The following is a 15,053-nucleotide window of genomic DNA, read 5'->3' on the forward strand; positions in this document are numbered from 1 at the left end:
GCGGAGACGCTCGGCGCCGGATCGAGCGAACGGCCCGTTCAGTTCCGGTCCGGGCGGACGGCGCGATCGGAGCGCGGGCGAGCGACGGTGCGGCTCAGGAACCGATCGCGCCACCCGAGAATCCTCAGTGCTTTTTAAGTCACCACCCGGAGTTCGGGGAGGTATGTCAACGAGAGAAGTAACGCTGCGAAGCACGATCGGCGGCGTCTCGGTCGAGGGGAAGCTCCACACGCTCAGCGTCTGGTTCATCCTCGCGCTGCGGCTGATGATCGGTCTCGCGTTCTTCCAGAGCGGGCTCGACAAGGTCCTGAGCGGAGAGTTCAGCGCCGCGGGCTACCTCCAGAACGCGCCCGCCGCGAACGGGAGCCCGGCCGCCGGCCTGTTCACCGCGATGGGCGAGAACGCGCTGTTCGTCGACTTCGTGAACGTCGCGGTGCCGTGGGGCGAGGTGCTCATCGGCCTCGGCGTGATCGTCGGGTTCCTCACGCGACTCGCCTCGTTCTGGGGCGCGTTCATGATGCTCCTCTTCTACCTCGGCAACTGGGACATCTCGCACGGCTACATCAACGGCGACTTCGCGTACATGCTCGTGTTCCTCTCGGTCGCCGCGTTCGGCGCCGGGCGGATCCTCGGGCTCGACTCGTTCGTCGAGGAGTACGACGTCGGCGGCCAGCCGCTCGTCGAGCGGTACCCCTGGACGCGCTACCTCCTCGGGTGAGGGGCCGTCCACTCCGGCGCTGACGGCCGGTTCCGCCTCGGATACCGTTATCACACGCAATATTCGGGTGGCAGTTATTATCCCGATACGATCCCAGTCGTTCTAATACACATGCAAGTGGGATCGTCCTCCGGGGTTCGATCGAGTTACGGCGCGAAGCTCGCGCTGTCGCTGATCGGGGTCATGGGGGTCTCAGTTTCATACGGGGTCATCGTCTACCTCCGGGCGGAGGAGGCCGGCGCCGCGGGCGCAGCGGTGCGTTCCGGGCTCATCGGGATGACGCTGTTGACGGTGATCGGGCTCGCGCTCATCGGGGTCACCGTCGGATCGAACACGGTCATCTCCCTTCGACAGCTCACGGCCAAGGCCGAGCGGATGGCGGAAGGAGACCTCGACGTGCGACTGGAAACGGGGCGAACAGACGAGATAGGGCGGCTGTTCGGGGCGTTCGACGCCATGCGATCGTCGCTCCGAACTGAGATCGACGACGCCGAAACGGCCCGCGAGGAGGCGGAGCGGGCGCGCCGGGAGGCGACGGAGCGCGCCGAGACGGTCGAGCGCAAGGCGACCGAGTACGAGTCGGCGATGCGCGCGCTCGCCGACGGCGACCTGACCCGGCGGGTCGACGCCGACGCAGACAACGAGGCGATGGCGCGGGTCGGCACTGCGTTCAACGAGATGGCCGACGAGCTGGAGGAGACCGTCGCGTCCGTCGCGACCGTCGCCGAGGACACCGCCGACGTGGCCGGGACCGTCGACGACCGCACGGACGACCTGCGGGCGACGACCGGGACCGTGAGCGAGGCGGTGACGGAGATCGCCGAGGGTGCGCGCACCCAGCGCGACGACCTCCAAGCGGCGACCGACGAGGCCGAGAACCTCGCGTCCTCGGCCGAGGAGGTCGCCTCCACCGTCACCGACGTGGCGGAGACGGCGGAGCACGCGGCCGCGGTCGGCGAGGAGGGCCGCGAGGCCGCCGAGGAGGCGCTCGCGGAGATGGACGCGGTCGAGGAGACGACCGCGGAGACGACCGCGGAGGTCGAGGCGCTCGCCGAGGAGGTCGAGGAGATCGGAGAGGTGGTCGACACCATCTCGGAGATCGCGGAGCAGACGAACCTGCTCGCGCTGAACGCCTCGATCGAGGCGGCCCGCTCCGGCGCAGAGGGCGCCGGCTTCGCGGTCGTCGCCGAGGAGGTGAAGGCGCTGGCCGAGGAGACGCAGGAGTCCGCGAGCGAGATCGAAGCCCGGATCCGCTCCGTCCAAGAGCGGGCGGAGACGGGCGCCGACGCGATGGCGCGCACCGAACAGCGGATCTCCGCCGGCGTCGACACGGTCGAGACGTCTATCGACGCCTTGGAGCGCCTCGCGGAGGCCTCCGAGCGTACCGACACCAGCATGACCGAGATCACCCGCGCGACCGAGACGCAGGCTGACTCCGTCGACGCGGTCGTCGGCCACGTCGAGGACGTCTCCGCGATCAGCGCGCAGACGGCCAGCGCGGCCGGCGACGTCACCGGCGCGGTCGACGAACAGGAGCAGACCCTCGGGGCGGTCGAAACCGCGGCCGGGTCGCTCTCCGACCGCGCGCTCGCGCTGCGCGACGCGGTCGACGACTTCGAGTTCGCGGCCGACAACGGGCTCGCCGGGAACACGGACGGCGCGGACGCGACCGCCACGGCGGTCTCTGACGGGGGGACCGCGGACGGCGACGAAACCGAGTTCGACTTCTCACGCGCCGACGGGAGGGGCGACGACGCGGCCGCCGAGGAGGGGGTGAACTGAGATGCTCGTCGACACCGCCATTTGGGCGTGGATCGGCGCCCTCGCGATGGGCGCCGGGACGATTCCGCCGCTGTGGGCGTGGTTCGCTCGGTCCTCGGAGACCGACGAGTCGCACGCCGTCTACTACGGCACCCTCGCCGGGGTCACCGGCATCGCGGCGATCGCGTACGTCCTGATGGCGCTCGGGGTCGGCAGCGTCTCGCTGTCGGCCGGAGAGCTCGACGTCGCTCGGTACGTCGACTGGCTCCTAACGACGCCGCTTCTGCTGCTCTACCTCGGCCTGCTCGCGCGGCCGTCCCGGCGCGTGCTCGCCGGACTGATCGGCGTCGACGTGGTGATCATCGCCGGCGGGATCACCGCCGCCGCGACCGCCGGAACGGTCTCGTGGGTCACCTTCGGCGTCGCCGGGGTCGCGTACCTCGCGCTCGTCTACGGGCTGCTCGTCTCGCTTCCGCGGTCGGCCTCGGCGGAGAGCGACCGAGTCCGCGCCGTCTTCGGTACGCTTCGGAACATCACTGTGGTGTTGTGGACGCTGTATCCGGTCGTGTGGCTACTTGCACCCACCGGACTCGGCCTGCTGACGCCCGCGACGGAGATGCTCGTGTTCGTCTACCTCGACATCGTCTCGAAGGTCGGCTTCGTCGTCGTCGCGGTCGCGGGCGCGGACGCGCTCGACCGCCTCGGTGCCGGCAGCGGCCTCGGGGCGGACGCCGAACGCGAGTTCGCCGCCGCCGACTCCGCGGGCGAAGGGCAGACGACGGTCCTCGGCGACGACTGAGCCGCGGACCGTTTCCCCTCTGTCGCCTTTTTGTTCACTCCCCGTCCGCGACGAGGTCCTCGTAGCGCGCGCCGGTCTGTTTCAGCGTCGCCGTCGAGTAGAGCCGCTCGTGGGGAAAGGGGAGGTGGTCGGCCGCCAGCTCGTCGATCTTCGCGTCGACGGCGTCGGCCTCGCGGCCGTGGATCATCGTGAACAGGTTGTACTCCCAGTCCTGGTCGGGGCGCCGGGGCCGGTGGTAACAGAGGGTGACGTACGGGAGGCTGCCGACCGCCTCACCGCGCTCGTCCAGTTCGTCGTCCGGCACGTCCCAGACCACCATACAGTTGTTCGTGAACCCGGTGACGACGTGGTTGACGACGCAGCCGATCCGTTTGATACAGCCGTCCGCGAGCAGGCGCTCGACCGCCGCGAGCACGTCGTCGACGGTCGGGTCGACGCCGGACCCGCTCGCGGCGATCTCGCTTGCCACGTCGGCGTACGGCGTCGCCGACAGCGGGAAGCCGTCCTGAATCGCCAAGAGGAGGTCGGCCTCCAGGTCGCTCAGGTCCCCGCGAGCGTCCTCGGAGATTCGGGTGGCGGAGACGTCGGTCTCCTCCAGCGATTCCCTGGCGAACCGGTCCCCGTTGACGACGGGGAACTCGAGGTCGATGTAGTAGTCGGTCAGCATCGGGAGCGCCAGCACCTCGCAGTCGGTGCGCTCCTCGATCTCCGCGAGGATCTCGTCGCGCGTCTCCCGCGAGCCCGCGGTGACGACGAACCACTGGTTCCACTCGTGATCTCGCCGGTAGTTGTGGTTCACCTGCCGGTAGCCGTTGATCACCTCGGCGACCTCGTCGAAGCGGTCCTCGGGCGCACGCACCGCCGCGAGCGTCGACGAACCGATGACTGGCGGGTTGAGGACGGCTCCGAACCGCCGGAACACGCCGCGCTCGCGGAGGTTTCGGACCCGATCGAGGATCGCGTCGGCGTCGACGTCGGTTCCCGTCTCGGCCGAAATTTCGCGGGCGACCCGCTCGAACGGTCGAGGTTCGACGGGGAAGCCGCTCTGGTACTCGTCGATGAGGGCCGCGTCGACCGCGTCGAGGTCGGCCCGCCAGTCGGCGTCCAGACTCATTGCGTCGGTTAGGGGGCGGGCGTACCTACAGGTTTCGGAGAGCGTCGATCGTCAGCGGGACGCACGTGGGGCGTCAGAGCGTCTGCGAGTCAGTCGTCGGCGGGCGCGTCGCCCGGCGTCGGGGCGAACGCCCGGGCGCTCTCCTCCAGCTGCGCCGTCGAGCAGCCGCCGACGGTCGCGGCCTGTTCGAGCGTCAGGGTGCGGGAGCGGTACAGCGTGAGCGCGGTGGCGACGGATTTGGACGTCATCGGGTACAACCAACCAATAGATGGACGAATATATAACTCTGACGGCATAGTAGCCCTGATACAAAATGCTAAAGCTTTTAAACTGTCTGTTTGTTTCTTATTTTTACTAGCAACCGACCATACGTGTTTTTCTTGTGTGCGAGCAAGTCCCACGGAGCCGGCGGGGACGACCGCGCTCGCCCGGGTCCGAGGCTCCCGCGCGCCGACCCCGATCTCGCGGTCGCGTCGATCTCGCGTCGTTCCGCGTCGTTCCGCGTCGAGCGGGCCGAAGCCCCGTCGACGCGTTCCCGTCGCACGGGAGCCGAACGGGGGACTTTTCGTTCGGAAGCCCGAACAGCGCGTATGGCTCAGGCGACTCAGGAGTTCGGCGACTGGCCCCTCAAGCGGCTGATGACCGAGGTCTGCGGCTCCGGCCACAAGTCGGCCGACGACCTGACGCGCGCGCAGGCGACCGAGGCGTTCGAGCGCATCCTCGCGGGGGAGCCGGACCCGACGACGCTCGGGGCGTTCTGGCTCGCGAACCGCTGGAAGCGGAACACGCCCGAGGAGCTGGGCGCGTACGTCGACGTGATGTGCGAGCGCGTCGAGTACGCCGAACCGGACGTCGACCCCGTCGACTGCGGCGCCAACTACGACGGGAAGGGCCGGACCGCCATCTTGGGCGTCGCGGCCGGCGCCGTCGCCGCCGCCGCGGGCACCCCCGTCGTCGTCCACTCGGGCGACCGCGTCCCCACGCAGAAGCAGGACGCGTACAAGCACGTCCTCGACGAGCTGGGGGTTCACACGGAGTTGACCCCGTCGGACTCCGCGGACATGGTCGACGAGACGGGCTTCGGCTTCTACTACCAACCCGCGTTCAACCCCGCGATCGACGACCTGTTCGAGCGCCGCGACATGATGGGGGTCCGGTCGTTCGTCAACACCGTCGAGACGCTGGCGAACCCCGCCGGCGCCTCCGTCCACCTCGGCTCCTTCTACCACCTCGCGTTCGCGAAGAAGGTGGTCGACACGTTCGTCGAAAGTGAGTTCCACGACCTCGACCGCGTCCTGATGTTCCAGGGCATGGAGGGGTACGACGACGTCCGGCCCGGCTACACCAAGGTCGCCGAGTGGGACGCGGCGGGCGACGCTGACGGCGGAGCCGACGGCGATGCGGCAGCGGCGGCCGGCAGCGAGGGGGCCTCCTTCGACGACTTCGAGATAGAGACCGCGGAGTACGGGATGGACCTCGAAGAGGAGGACCTCGCGGTCGACGACGTGGCGGTCGACTCGGCGCGGATCACGGAGGAAGTCCTAGCCGGCGAGCGCGACGGCGCCTTCGCGGACGCGGTCGCGGTCAACGCCGCGCTCCGGATCTACGCCGGCGGCGACGTCGACTCCATCGAGGCGGGCCTCGACGCGGCCCGCGAGGTCATCGACGACGGCTCGGCGCACGACGTGCTGGAAGCGCTGCGAGAGTTCTGACTGCCGGGCTCATACGGTACGCCGGTTCGGTTCGTCGGCGCGCCGCGCGCGCGTCCGTCGACCACCCGGCGAATTCGGTTACTCGGCCGGAGATTCCGCCCGTTCTCCGGTCTCGTCCCCCCCAATTTGGGTCTGATTTGGGACGGGTTTTGAAAAGCGCTCTTGAGCGCCGAGCACCGAACGTGAGTGTACCGAAAATGACCCACGATACCACCCACCACTATGCCGACCTGTGAACACTGCGAAGCGCACGTCTCCGAACGGTTCGTTCAGGTGTTCGGGGACGACCGGGAACAGGTTCACGCGTGTCCCAACTGCTCGGCGAACGCCGGGATCGCGGAGGTCGCGAAGGAGCGGGCGCAGGACGCCTGACCCCCGCTGACCGCTCGGCCCTCCCTACCGCTCCGGTGCCGGCGGCATCGCCCGCTTGTGGGCGCTGCGCTCGTGGAGGTCGACCACGCGGTCGACGGCTTCCTCGGGCACGTCGAGCTCGCGGACCGTCGCCGCCCGGGAGAGGCCGCCGTCGACGTGGACCGCTAAGATCGCGTCAACGGTGTCGTAGTCGAGTCCCATCTCCTCGGCGTCAGTCTGCCCCTCCCACATCCCCGCGGTCGGCTCCTGCATCACGAGGTCGCGGTCGACGCCGACGTGGGCGGCCAGCTGGCGCACCTGCTGTTTGTAGAGGTTCCCGATCGGGTTACAGTCGACCGCCTGGTCGCCGTACTTCGTGTAGTAGCCGGTCATCGCCTCCGCGCGGTTGCCGGTCCCGAGGACGACCCGGTCCTCCGCGTTGGCGACGAAGTAGTTCAACACGGCGCGGGTGCGGACGTAGACGTTACCCGCGGCCGTGCGGTCGTCGGCCATCTCTGGGACAGCGTCGAAGAACGCCTCCGCGATCGGCTGGATCTCGACCACGTCGTACTCGATGCCGAGGGTCTCGGCGACGCGCTCCGCGTCGCTCATCACGTCCGGGTCGTTCACCGACGAGGGCATCGTGATCCCGTGGAGACTGTCCTCCCCGAGCGCCTCGACCGCGAGGTGGGCGGTGAGCGTCGAGTCGATGCCGCCCGAGAGGCCCAGTACCGCCCCGTCCGCGCCCGCGTCGTCGACGAGGTCCGAGATGAACGAGACGATGCGCTCGCGGGTCGCCTCCAGTTCCGACTCCGAGAGGCGGAGGTCGAGCGGGGGGTCGTCCGACAGCAACACCGACTGCTCCGAGCTCTGGCTCATACCCGAGTTCAGGAACCGAGGTGACTAATACCCCCGCTTCGGCCCCGTAGACTGGACGTTCGTCGGGTTTCGTGGGCGTCGGCTACAGCAGTCCCTCGCGCTCGGCCAACAGCAACCCCTCCAGCGTCGCGTCGTTCGTCGGCGGCTCACGGGCGACGTCCAGCGCCTCCTCGATCGGGACCGCTCGGGGCGCGAGGAACTCGTTGCTGTCGTGGTCGACGTCGACCGGCTCCAACCCCTCCGCGAACACGTACCCTCGCTTGTGGCGCAACACGCCCGTCGAACACCACACCTCCTGAAGCAGCGAGGTCGAGGAGGGTTCGAAGCCGGTCTCCTCGGCGAGTTCGCGAGCGCCCGCCTCGGTGTACGACTCGCCGGACTCGACGATCCCCGCCGGCAGCTCCAGTTGCGTGTTGCGCACGGTCGGGCGGTACTGCTCGACGAACAGCACTCGGTCGTCGGCGACCGCGACGATCACCGTCGCGGGCGACAGCTCCGCCCAGTAGTACTTCTTCTCGGTCCCGTCGGGCTGCTCGACGCGGTCGTAGCCGCCGACGAACCAGCCCTCGTCGTACTCGACGACGACCTCCTTCACCGGCCACTCCGGCTCGCCCGGCAGTGAGTGGTTGCGGCCGTCGGCGAACGCGGGGAGGTCCCGAAGGTCGGCGGCGGGAGCCTCGGAGTCCGGTTTCTCGGCCGTCACGGGCGGACCACCTCCGCGTGGTACGCCTGTCCGTCGCGGCGCACGCGAACGCCCGTCTCCGTCGAGGCGTTCGGCACCTGCTGTGTCAGGGCGTCCACCTCGTCGAACGGCGTGTGCGTGAACCACTCCTTCATCCCGTAGGGGCCGGTCTGGTACCCCGCCGACCGACCGTCGTCGCTCTCGATCGCGCCGATCAGGTACGGGTACCGCCGGTCGGAGACGTTGTTCACGTCGGCGGCGGTGCCGTTCGTCTCGATCGGTTCGACGGTGAGGTAGTAGGGGTCGCCGCTCCCGAGGTAGCTCGGGAGCGCGCCGAGCGCGAGCAGCGCGACGACGACCAGGGCGATGGCGACGAAGAGGTTCCGGGTGACCCGGCGCATACGCGCCGTAGGGGGCGGCGGGGAATACCGGTTTCGACCGATCGAGGCGCGGTCGCAGAGGGCGGACGGGAACGAGCGTCCGTCGCGGTCGCCGACGCGCTTTAGCCCGCGGCGTCCCTGTCGGCGGTATGGAGTACCGGTTCGAGCTGGCGTTGTGCGCCGCGCTCGAATCCCCGGACCGCGTCGTCGCCCGGCAGCTCGGCGCGGGCGTCGAGACGCCGGGAACGCGCATCGTCGACGTCTGTCTGCTGTCGCCCGGTGCGGGCTTCGAAGACCGGGCCGCGATCAGCGCCGAGCGGATCCCCGATCCGGCGATCGAGGCCGCCGTCGGGCCGGGCGAGGCCGTCCCCGTCGCCGACGCGTTCGACCTCCCGCCCGAGCGGGCCGCCGCCGTCGTCGACCGCGCGGTCGAGGTCGGCTACCTCGAACGCGAGCGCCGAAACGGGCGGCCGGCCGTGCGGGCGACCGCTCGCTACCCGGACGACTGGGTCGGCCGCCTCGTCGCCGTCGAAAACAAGCCCGACCTCGGAACCCCGGGCGACCTGGAGGCGCAACTGCGCTACGACGCCGCGCTCGGGCTGTTCGACGAGGTGGTCCTCGCGACCGGCTCCTACGTCACCCGCGCGCACCTGAACCGGATCCCGGACGCGGTCGGGGTCTGGCGGTTCGACCCCGAGACCGGGGAGCGCGAGGTGGTCCGCGAGCCGACGCCGCTCGACCCGGACGCGCCGGGCGTCGAGATCCGGGCGGAACGCCCGTCGCGAACCGACGTGGCGCTCGTCGACGCCGAGGCGAAGGCGCGCAAGCGGCGGCGGATCGCCGAGCGCGCGTACGGGAAGGGGTGGCGGCCCCGGCCGCCGGGGTGTGCGCACGCGGAGGCGACCGCCGACGGGCGACCGCGCTGCGCGCAGTTCGACCGCGTGGTCGACCCGGGGCGGGAGTGCGGGAGCGGCTGTCGCGCCTTCGACCCCGCGGACCCGCCGGAGACGGGCCGCGACCGACTCCGGGACCGGCGGACCGCGTGGGTCGCCGACCCGGACGGGGACGGACCCCGGCGGCAGTCGGGGCTCTCGCGGTACCTGTGAGGCGCGGCGGGAGCGACCGAGCCGCCGTGAGAACGCTTATACGGCGAGGGCGGGTGGTTCCGATATGGACGAGATCGAAGACGTCTTCGTCGCGCGACTGATGTCGACGGACCTCCACACGGTGACACCGGACACGCTGGTCGAGGACGCGGCCGCGGTGCTGCTCGACAACGACGTCAGCTCGGCGCTGGTCGTGGACGACGACGGGGACCTCCTCGGTATCCTCACCTCGACGGACTTCGTGGACATCGTCGCGAAGAGCCGGCCGAAGGCCGAGACGACCGTCGAGCGGTACATGACCGCCGACCCGATCACGGCGAGCGCGCAGGACGACGTCGCGGCCGTCGCCGCGACGATGCTCGAACACGGGTTCCACCACGTCCCGGTCGTCGACGGGAAGACGCCGATCGGTATCATCACCACCTCCGACTTCGCCGCGTACGTCTCCTCGCCGGAGTCCGTCTCGGCGTAGCGCCCGCGAGCGACGATCGCTCGCGGAGCGCGGCCCGGCCCGCGTTTCGTCGGCGGGGCGCCGCGCCCAGTCGTTCCGGGCGCGTCCGCGACCGCGACAAGTGACGCCACTTTCTGTGGCCGTATTACGTCGGACCGCGTAGCGAGGTCCGTGTCCGACCACCTACACCTCAACCTCTTCACCATGTCCTCGGTCGAGCACGTCTCGCCCGGGTCGTGGCGGTATCCCGGCGACCGGTCGACGGACTACGCCGACCGCGAGTACTGGACCGAGGTCGCGCGGACGGCCGAGCGGGGCGGCTTCGACGCCGTCTTCTTCGCGGACGTACGCGGGGTCTACGACGTGTACGGCGACGACCGCGAGACGGCCGTCGAGCGGGCGGTCCAGACCCCCGCGAACGACCCGCAGCTCGTCGTGCCCGCGATGGCGGAGGTCACGGACGACCTCGGCTTCGCGGTGACGCGCTCGACGACGTACACCCACCCCTACCAGCTCGCGCGAGAGTTCTCGACGCTCGACCACCTTACCGACGGGCGGATCGCGATCAACGTCGTCACCTCCTACCTGGAGTCGGCCGCCGAGAACCTCGGCCTCGACGAGCGGATGGACAAGGAGACGCGCTACGACCGCGCCGACGAGTTCCTCGACGTCTGCTACGCGCTGTGGGAGGAGTCGTGGGACGACGACGCGGTCGAGGCCGACCGCGAAGCCGGCCGGTACAGCGACCCGGAGAAGGTCCACGCCATCGACCACGAGGGCGACCACTTCTCGGTCCCCGGCCCGCACGGCTGCGAGCCGTCGCCCCAGCGCACTCCGGTCGTCTATCAGGCCGGCTCCTCCGACTACGGCCGGTCGTTCGCCGCGCGCAACGCCGAGGCCGTCTTCGCCAGCCAGCCGACGGAAGCCGGCGTCGTCGAGTACATGGACGACGTGAAGTCGCGCGCGGCCGACGCCGGACGCGACCCGGAGAGCCTCCGCTTTTTCATCGGCGTGGTGCCGGTCGTCGGGGAGACGGAGGCGCTCGCGGAGGCGAAGTACGAGGAGTACAAGCGACACGTCGACGTCGAGGCGACGCTCGCGCTCCTGTCCGGCTTCCTCGACATGGACCTCTCGGAGCTCGACCCGGACCAGAAGGTCGAACACATCGAGACGGACGCGATCCAGGGGACGATGAACGCGTTCACGAAGGCCCAGCCGGACCGCGAGTGGACGGTCCGCGAGGTCGCGGAGTTCTGCGGGCTCGGCACCACCTCGCCGAAGATCGTCGGCACCCCGGAGCAGGTCGCCGACGAGCTCCAGCGCTGGCACGAGGAGGTCGGCGTTCACGGGTTCAACGTCAAGGAGATCGTCCGCCCCGACTCGCTCGTCGACTTCGTCGACCTCGTCGTCCCGGAGCTTCGCGAGCGCGGGCTCGTCCCCCCGGCCGACGCCGAGCCGCCGGGCGAGACCCTCCGCGAGCGACTCCTCGGCGAGGGCCAGACGCGGCTCCGCGCGGATCACCCCGCCCGGCAGTAGCGCAGCGACCGCTCGGATCCCGCCCCTACAGGACGCGTTCGCGTGGGTTCGCGGCTCGTATTAGCGAACTGTTGTGAACGGATTGCCGCTAGCTAATACGACAACACTGCCGCCCCCGGCATGTTTAAGTGTCTACCTCCACTTGTCTCAGGTGACGCTTCGCTTGGAGGGCCGAAGCGTCAGCGGGGACCTACTGAACGACACGCTCGTGCCACCTTTTCCCGGCACGGGCGTGCCGTTCGTTCCTTTACGTACCTAGCGAGCCGCTCGCGTAGCCGCGGCAATCTCGCGCACGTCGCTCCCGCAACGATGGTTCGTGCGTCGCTCCCGCAGCGCCGTCGGCCGCGTCGCTCGCGCGCCGGCAAGACAAAGTCGCCCCGGACCCAGTCGGGAGTATGCCGCTGTTACAGTTCGCGACGACCGCGTCGCTGTCGCCCGCGGACCGGACGGAGTTCGTCGCGTTCGTCACCGACCGGTACACCGAGGAGATGGAGACGACGGCCGGCCACGTCGCCGTGACGATCGCGGAACGCGAGCCGTCGGCGATGGCGATCGGGCGGGGGGTCGAGGGGCCGCTCCTGTTCTTGGACGCCGAGATCCGCGAGGGGCGCCCCTTCGAGTACAAGCGCGCGTTCGCGCTGGCGGTGATGGAGCGCGCCGTCGAGGCGTTCGGCGTCCCGGAGCCGAACTGTAAGGTCGTGTTCACCGAACACGCGGGCGAGGACATGATGGGTATCGACCGCGTCGGCGGCGACTGGAGCGGCGAGTAGCCGGCTCGTTCAGAGGTTCTCCTCCTGGTACGCCCCCTCGTACGTCCCCTCGTGGTCGGCCTCCGCGAGCACTAGCTGCGCGATCCGCGCGCCGGGTTCGATCTCGATCGGGTGGCCCACGTCGAGCCGCCCCTCGCCGATCCCCTCGTAGCCCGCGTCCCACACCGCGGTGTCGAGGGTACAGGCGTTGCGCAACAGCGTCGAGCGCGGCAGGACGAAGCCGATCCGCCCTTCCGGGATCCGCACCGGCTCGCCGTACCGAACGACGTAGCTCCCGCGTTCCAGCCGGTAGCAGTCGCCGCGGGGCTCCAGCTCCCGCCGCTCGCCGACGCGCTTCCCGTCGCGCCCGAGCCGGCCGGGTTCGGTCTGTGCGAACACCGCGTCGACGGTGAGGTCGACGCCGTTCGGCTGTCGCTGCGCGTCGTCGAGATCGGCGCCGGCCGCCTCCAGCGCCGCCGCGACCGCGGCTCCTGAGTCGAACATGCGCGTCCGGTACCGCGGGCGAGCCAAAACGGTGTCGCCCGCGCTCCGCGCTCGACGGGGCGAAAGCGGTCGGTCTCGCCGGACACTCCGAAACTTCCAATTTCGGCCGTTTCAGGCGTTTAATGAATTAAAACACTCGGCACGACTACGTATTTCACGGTGGATGGTACCACAGTGAAACAGGAGCGAAGATTGCCGCAGCGGCGGATCTAACACGGTCGATCTTCGGGAAACTCGCGGGTTTTATATCCACGGGAGAGCCATCTTCGCGTGATATGGGACAGACGATTACGGAGAAAATCCTCGATGACCATCTCGTCGAGGGCGAGCTGACGCCCGGCGAAGAGATCGGCATCGAGATCGACCAGGTGCTGACGCAGGACACGACGGGCACGATGGTGTGGCTCCAGTTCGAGGCGCTGGAGATGGATGAGATCCAGACGGAGCTGGCCGCGCAGTACTGCGACCACCAGACGTACCAGTTCGACTTCAAGAACACCGACGACCACCGCTTCCTCCGCTCCGCGGCCGGCACGTACGGCGCGTACTTCTCCCGGCCCGGCAACGGGATCTGCCACCAGGTCCACAAGGAGAACTTCGCGGCGCCCGGCAAGACGCTGCTCGGCTCCGACTCGCACACGCCGACCCCCGGCGGACTCGGCCAGCTCGCGATCGGCGCGGGCGGGCTCGACATCGCCGTCGCGATGGGCGGCGGCCCCTACTACGTCGAGATGCCCGAGGTCGTCAACGTCCACCTCGAAGGCGAGCTGCCCGAGTGGGCGACCGCCAAGGACGTCGCGCTCCACCTGCTCGGCGAGCTCACCGTCAAGGGCGGCGTCGGCAAGATCTTCGAGTACACCGGCCCCGGCGCCGAGAAGCTCACGATCCCCGAGCGCACCACGATCACGAACCTCGGCACCGAGCTCGGCGCCACCTCCTCGATCTTCGCGACCGACGAGAAGACGAAGGACTGGCTCGCGCGCCAGGACCGCGAGGAGGAGTACGTCGACCTCCAGCCCGACGACGACGCGGAGTACGCCGAGACGATCGAGGTCGACTTAAACGAGCTCGAACCGCTCGTGGCCGCGCCCTCGATGCCCGACAACGTCGCCCCCGTCAGCGAGTACGAGGGCACCGACGTCGAGCAGGTCATCGTCGGCTCCTGTACCAACGGCGCCTACGAGGACATCCTCCCCAGCGCGAAGATGCTGGAGGACCGCGAGGTCGCCAAGCAGACCGAGATGATCGTCGCGCCCGGCTCGAAGCAGGCGTCCGAGATGCTGGCCCGCGAGGGCTGGACCGCGGAGATGATGGCGGCCGGCGTCAACTTCTCCGAGGCGACCTGCGGCGCGTGTATCGGCATCGGTCACGTGCCCGCCTCCGACTCCGTCTCGCTGCGCACCTTCAACCGCAACTTCGAGGGGCGCTCGGGCATCGAGGACGACTCCGTCTTCCTCTGCTCCCCCGAGGTCGCCACCGCGGCGGCCATCACCGGGGAGATCGTCGACCCGCGCGACCTCGCCGACGAGCTCGGCGATCTCGAGGCCCCCGGTCTGGAGATGGGCGACAGCTACGGTCCCGGCATGGGCCAGGACGACTCCGACATCATCTCGCCCGACGAGGCGATCGACGACGGGCTCGTCAAGGGCCCGAACATCGGCGACGTGCCGCTCAAGGACGGGATCGACGTGGACGGCGGGGAGGCCCTCCTCAAGATGGAGGACAACATCACCACCGACCACATCATCCCGGCGACGGCGGACATCCTGAAGTTCCGCTCGAACATCGAGAAGCTCTCCGAGTTCACGCTCTCGCGCGTCGACGACACGTTCGCCGAGCGCGCGCTCAACGCCGACGGCGGCGTCCTCGTGGCCGGCGAGAACTACGGTCAGGGCTCCTCGCGTGAACACGCCGCGCTCTGTCCGATGTACCTCGGCATCGAGGCCGTCTTCGCGCAGAGCTTCGCCCGCATCCACAAGGCGAACCTGTTCAACTTCGGGATCGTCCCGCTGGCGATCGACGAGGAGACGTACGAGAAGATCGACCAGGGCGACGACCTCGAGATCGTCGACGACGTGCCCGCGGGCGTCCGCTCCGGGCAGGAGGAGTTCACCGTGAGCGTCAACGGCGAGTGGGAGTTCACCGCCGACCTCGACGCCTCCGAGCGCGAGCGCGACATCCTCGCGGCCGGCGGGAAGCTCTCGTGGGTCAAACAGCAGCACGCCGACGGCGGCTCCGGCGCGGCGCCGGCCGACGACTGAGCGCGGTCGACCGCGCCCCTCGGCCCGACACCGATTTTCCCTTCTTTCCA

The 15,053-nt window shown here is 69.6% G+C and carries 16 protein-coding genes; 10 read left to right on the forward strand and 6 right to left on the reverse strand.

What is annotated here, in order from left to right:
- Nucleotides 1-163 precede the first annotated feature (163 nt).
- From EXE46_RS09185 to EXE46_RS09195, 3 genes are all read left to right on the forward strand, one after another.
- The gene (locus tag EXE46_RS09185) at nt 164-718 is read left to right on the forward strand and encodes a DoxX family protein (RefSeq protein WP_137688104.1); all 555 of its coding nucleotides are present in this window, start codon (nt 164-166) and stop codon (nt 716-718) included.
- Between the two features lie 111 nt (nt 719-829).
- Nucleotides 830-2,500 carry a methyl-accepting chemotaxis protein gene (locus tag EXE46_RS09190; RefSeq protein WP_137688105.1) on the forward strand — a complete coding sequence of 557 codons (1,671 nt, stop codon included), beginning with the start codon at nt 830-832 and terminating at the stop codon, nt 2,498-2,500.
- 1 nt (nt 2,501) lies between these two features.
- On the forward strand, nt 2,502-3,278 hold the full coding sequence (locus EXE46_RS09195; protein ID WP_137688106.1) for a bacteriorhodopsin: 777 nt from the start codon (nt 2,502-2,504) through the stop codon (nt 3,276-3,278).
- A 34-nt stretch (nt 3,279-3,312) separates the two neighbouring features.
- On the opposite strand, the gene EXE46_RS09200 is transcribed toward EXE46_RS09195, so the two are convergent.
- Both EXE46_RS09200 and EXE46_RS17145 read right to left on the reverse strand, forming a co-directional pair.
- Nucleotides 3,313-4,392 carry an Lrp/AsnC family transcriptional regulator gene (locus tag EXE46_RS09200; protein WP_137688107.1) on the reverse strand — a complete coding sequence of 360 codons (1,080 nt, stop codon included), beginning with the start codon at nt 4,390-4,392 and terminating at the stop codon, nt 3,313-3,315.
- 89 nt (nt 4,393-4,481) lie between these two features.
- On the reverse strand, nt 4,482-4,640 hold the full coding sequence (locus EXE46_RS17145) for a hypothetical protein (RefSeq protein ID WP_199234144.1): 159 nt from the start codon (nt 4,638-4,640) through the stop codon (nt 4,482-4,484).
- A 342-nt stretch (nt 4,641-4,982) separates the two neighbouring features.
- Between EXE46_RS17145 and EXE46_RS09205 the strand changes: the two genes are divergently transcribed.
- Nucleotides 4,983-6,104: an anthranilate phosphoribosyltransferase gene (locus EXE46_RS09205; protein ID WP_137688108.1), complete on the forward strand. Its 1,122-nt coding sequence runs from the start codon at nt 4,983-4,985 to the stop codon at nt 6,102-6,104.
- Between the two features lie 222 nt (nt 6,105-6,326).
- Complete coding sequence (locus EXE46_RS17150; protein ID WP_199234145.1) at nt 6,327-6,476, forward strand: hypothetical protein; 150 nt, start codon at nt 6,327-6,329, stop codon at nt 6,474-6,476.
- A gap of 24 nt (nt 6,477-6,500) precedes the next feature.
- On the opposite strand, the gene EXE46_RS09210 is transcribed toward EXE46_RS17150, so the two are convergent.
- The 3 genes from EXE46_RS09210 to EXE46_RS09220 all read right to left on the reverse strand — a co-directional run bounded on the left by EXE46_RS09210 (nt 6,501) and on the right by EXE46_RS09220 (nt 8,417).
- The gene (locus EXE46_RS09210) at nt 6,501-7,334 is read right to left on the reverse strand and encodes an NAD+ synthase (protein ID WP_137688109.1); all 834 of its coding nucleotides are present in this window, start codon (nt 7,332-7,334) and stop codon (nt 6,501-6,503) included.
- An 82-nt stretch (nt 7,335-7,416) separates the two neighbouring features.
- Nucleotides 7,417-8,037 carry an NUDIX hydrolase gene (locus tag EXE46_RS09215; protein WP_137688110.1) on the reverse strand — a complete coding sequence of 207 codons (621 nt, stop codon included), beginning with the start codon at nt 8,035-8,037 and terminating at the stop codon, nt 7,417-7,419.
- Nucleotides 8,034-8,417: a hypothetical protein gene (locus EXE46_RS09220; protein ID WP_137688111.1), complete on the reverse strand. Its 384-nt coding sequence runs from the start codon at nt 8,415-8,417 to the stop codon at nt 8,034-8,036. Before EXE46_RS09220 ends, EXE46_RS09215 begins: the two co-directional genes overlap by 4 nt.
- Nucleotides 8,418-8,545: 128 nt before the next feature.
- Between EXE46_RS09220 and EXE46_RS09225 the strand changes: the two genes are divergently transcribed.
- From EXE46_RS09225 to EXE46_RS09240, 4 genes are all read left to right on the forward strand, one after another.
- Nucleotides 8,546-9,502, forward strand: a complete 957-nt coding sequence (locus tag EXE46_RS09225; RefSeq protein ID WP_137688112.1) for a DUF5787 family protein — start codon at nt 8,546-8,548, stop codon at nt 9,500-9,502.
- Between the two features lie 64 nt (nt 9,503-9,566).
- Nucleotides 9,567-9,974: a cyclic nucleotide-binding/CBS domain-containing protein gene (locus EXE46_RS09230; RefSeq protein ID WP_137688113.1), complete on the forward strand. Its 408-nt coding sequence runs from the start codon at nt 9,567-9,569 to the stop codon at nt 9,972-9,974.
- 150 nt (nt 9,975-10,124) lie between these two features.
- Entirely contained in the window at nt 10,125-11,489 is a 1,365-nt protein-coding gene (locus tag EXE46_RS09235) for an LLM class flavin-dependent oxidoreductase (protein WP_137688114.1), read from the forward strand.
- Nucleotides 11,490-11,884: 395 nt separating this feature from the next.
- On the forward strand, nt 11,885-12,259 hold the full coding sequence (locus EXE46_RS09240) for a tautomerase family protein (RefSeq protein ID WP_137688115.1): 375 nt from the start codon (nt 11,885-11,887) through the stop codon (nt 12,257-12,259).
- 9 nt (nt 12,260-12,268) lie between these two features.
- On the opposite strand, the gene EXE46_RS09245 is transcribed toward EXE46_RS09240, so the two are convergent.
- Complete coding sequence (locus EXE46_RS09245) at nt 12,269-12,742, reverse strand: deoxyuridine 5'-triphosphate nucleotidohydrolase (RefSeq protein ID WP_137688116.1); 474 nt, start codon at nt 12,740-12,742, stop codon at nt 12,269-12,271.
- A 275-nt stretch (nt 12,743-13,017) separates the two neighbouring features.
- Between EXE46_RS09245 and EXE46_RS09250 the strand changes: the two genes are divergently transcribed.
- Nucleotides 13,018-15,003, forward strand: a complete 1,986-nt coding sequence (locus EXE46_RS09250; RefSeq protein WP_137688117.1) for an aconitate hydratase — start codon at nt 13,018-13,020, stop codon at nt 15,001-15,003.
- Nucleotides 15,004-15,053: the final 50 nt, after the last annotated feature.

Origin of the sequence: Halorubrum sp. GN11_10-6_MGM (assembly GCF_005435165.1) — an archaeon.
Lineage (GTDB): Archaea > Halobacteriota > Halobacteria > Halobacteriales > Haloferacaceae > Halorubrum.

Coding starts and splice junctions, on each gene's coding strand:
- EXE46_RS09190 (WP_137688105.1), top strand. CDS start 830: ATGCAAGTGGGATCGTCCTCCGGGGTTCGATCGAGTTACGGCGCGAAG.
- EXE46_RS09245 (WP_137688116.1), bottom strand. CDS start 12,742: ATGTTCGACTCAGGAGCCGCGGTCGCGGCGGCGCTGGAGGCGGCCGGC.
- EXE46_RS09230 (WP_137688113.1), top strand. CDS start 9,567: ATGGACGAGATCGAAGACGTCTTCGTCGCGCGACTGATGTCGACGGAC.
- EXE46_RS09250 (WP_137688117.1), top strand. CDS start 13,018: ATGGGACAGACGATTACGGAGAAAATCCTCGATGACCATCTCGTCGAG.
- EXE46_RS09225 (WP_137688112.1), top strand. CDS start 8,546: ATGGAGTACCGGTTCGAGCTGGCGTTGTGCGCCGCGCTCGAATCCCCG.
- EXE46_RS09220 (WP_137688111.1), bottom strand. CDS start 8,417: ATGCGCCGGGTCACCCGGAACCTCTTCGTCGCCATCGCCCTGGTCGTC.
- EXE46_RS09205 (WP_137688108.1), top strand. CDS start 4,983: ATGGCTCAGGCGACTCAGGAGTTCGGCGACTGGCCCCTCAAGCGGCTG.
- EXE46_RS17145 (WP_199234144.1), bottom strand. CDS start 4,640: ATGACGTCCAAATCCGTCGCCACCGCGCTCACGCTGTACCGCTCCCGC.
- EXE46_RS09185 (WP_137688104.1), top strand. CDS start 164: ATGTCAACGAGAGAAGTAACGCTGCGAAGCACGATCGGCGGCGTCTCG.
- EXE46_RS09210 (WP_137688109.1), bottom strand. CDS start 7,334: ATGAGCCAGAGCTCGGAGCAGTCGGTGTTGCTGTCGGACGACCCCCCG.
- EXE46_RS09240 (WP_137688115.1), top strand. CDS start 11,885: ATGCCGCTGTTACAGTTCGCGACGACCGCGTCGCTGTCGCCCGCGGAC.
- EXE46_RS09200 (WP_137688107.1), bottom strand. CDS start 4,392: ATGAGTCTGGACGCCGACTGGCGGGCCGACCTCGACGCGGTCGACGCG.
- EXE46_RS17150 (WP_199234145.1), top strand. CDS start 6,327: ATGCCGACCTGTGAACACTGCGAAGCGCACGTCTCCGAACGGTTCGTT.
- EXE46_RS09195 (WP_137688106.1), top strand. CDS start 2,502: ATGCTCGTCGACACCGCCATTTGGGCGTGGATCGGCGCCCTCGCGATG.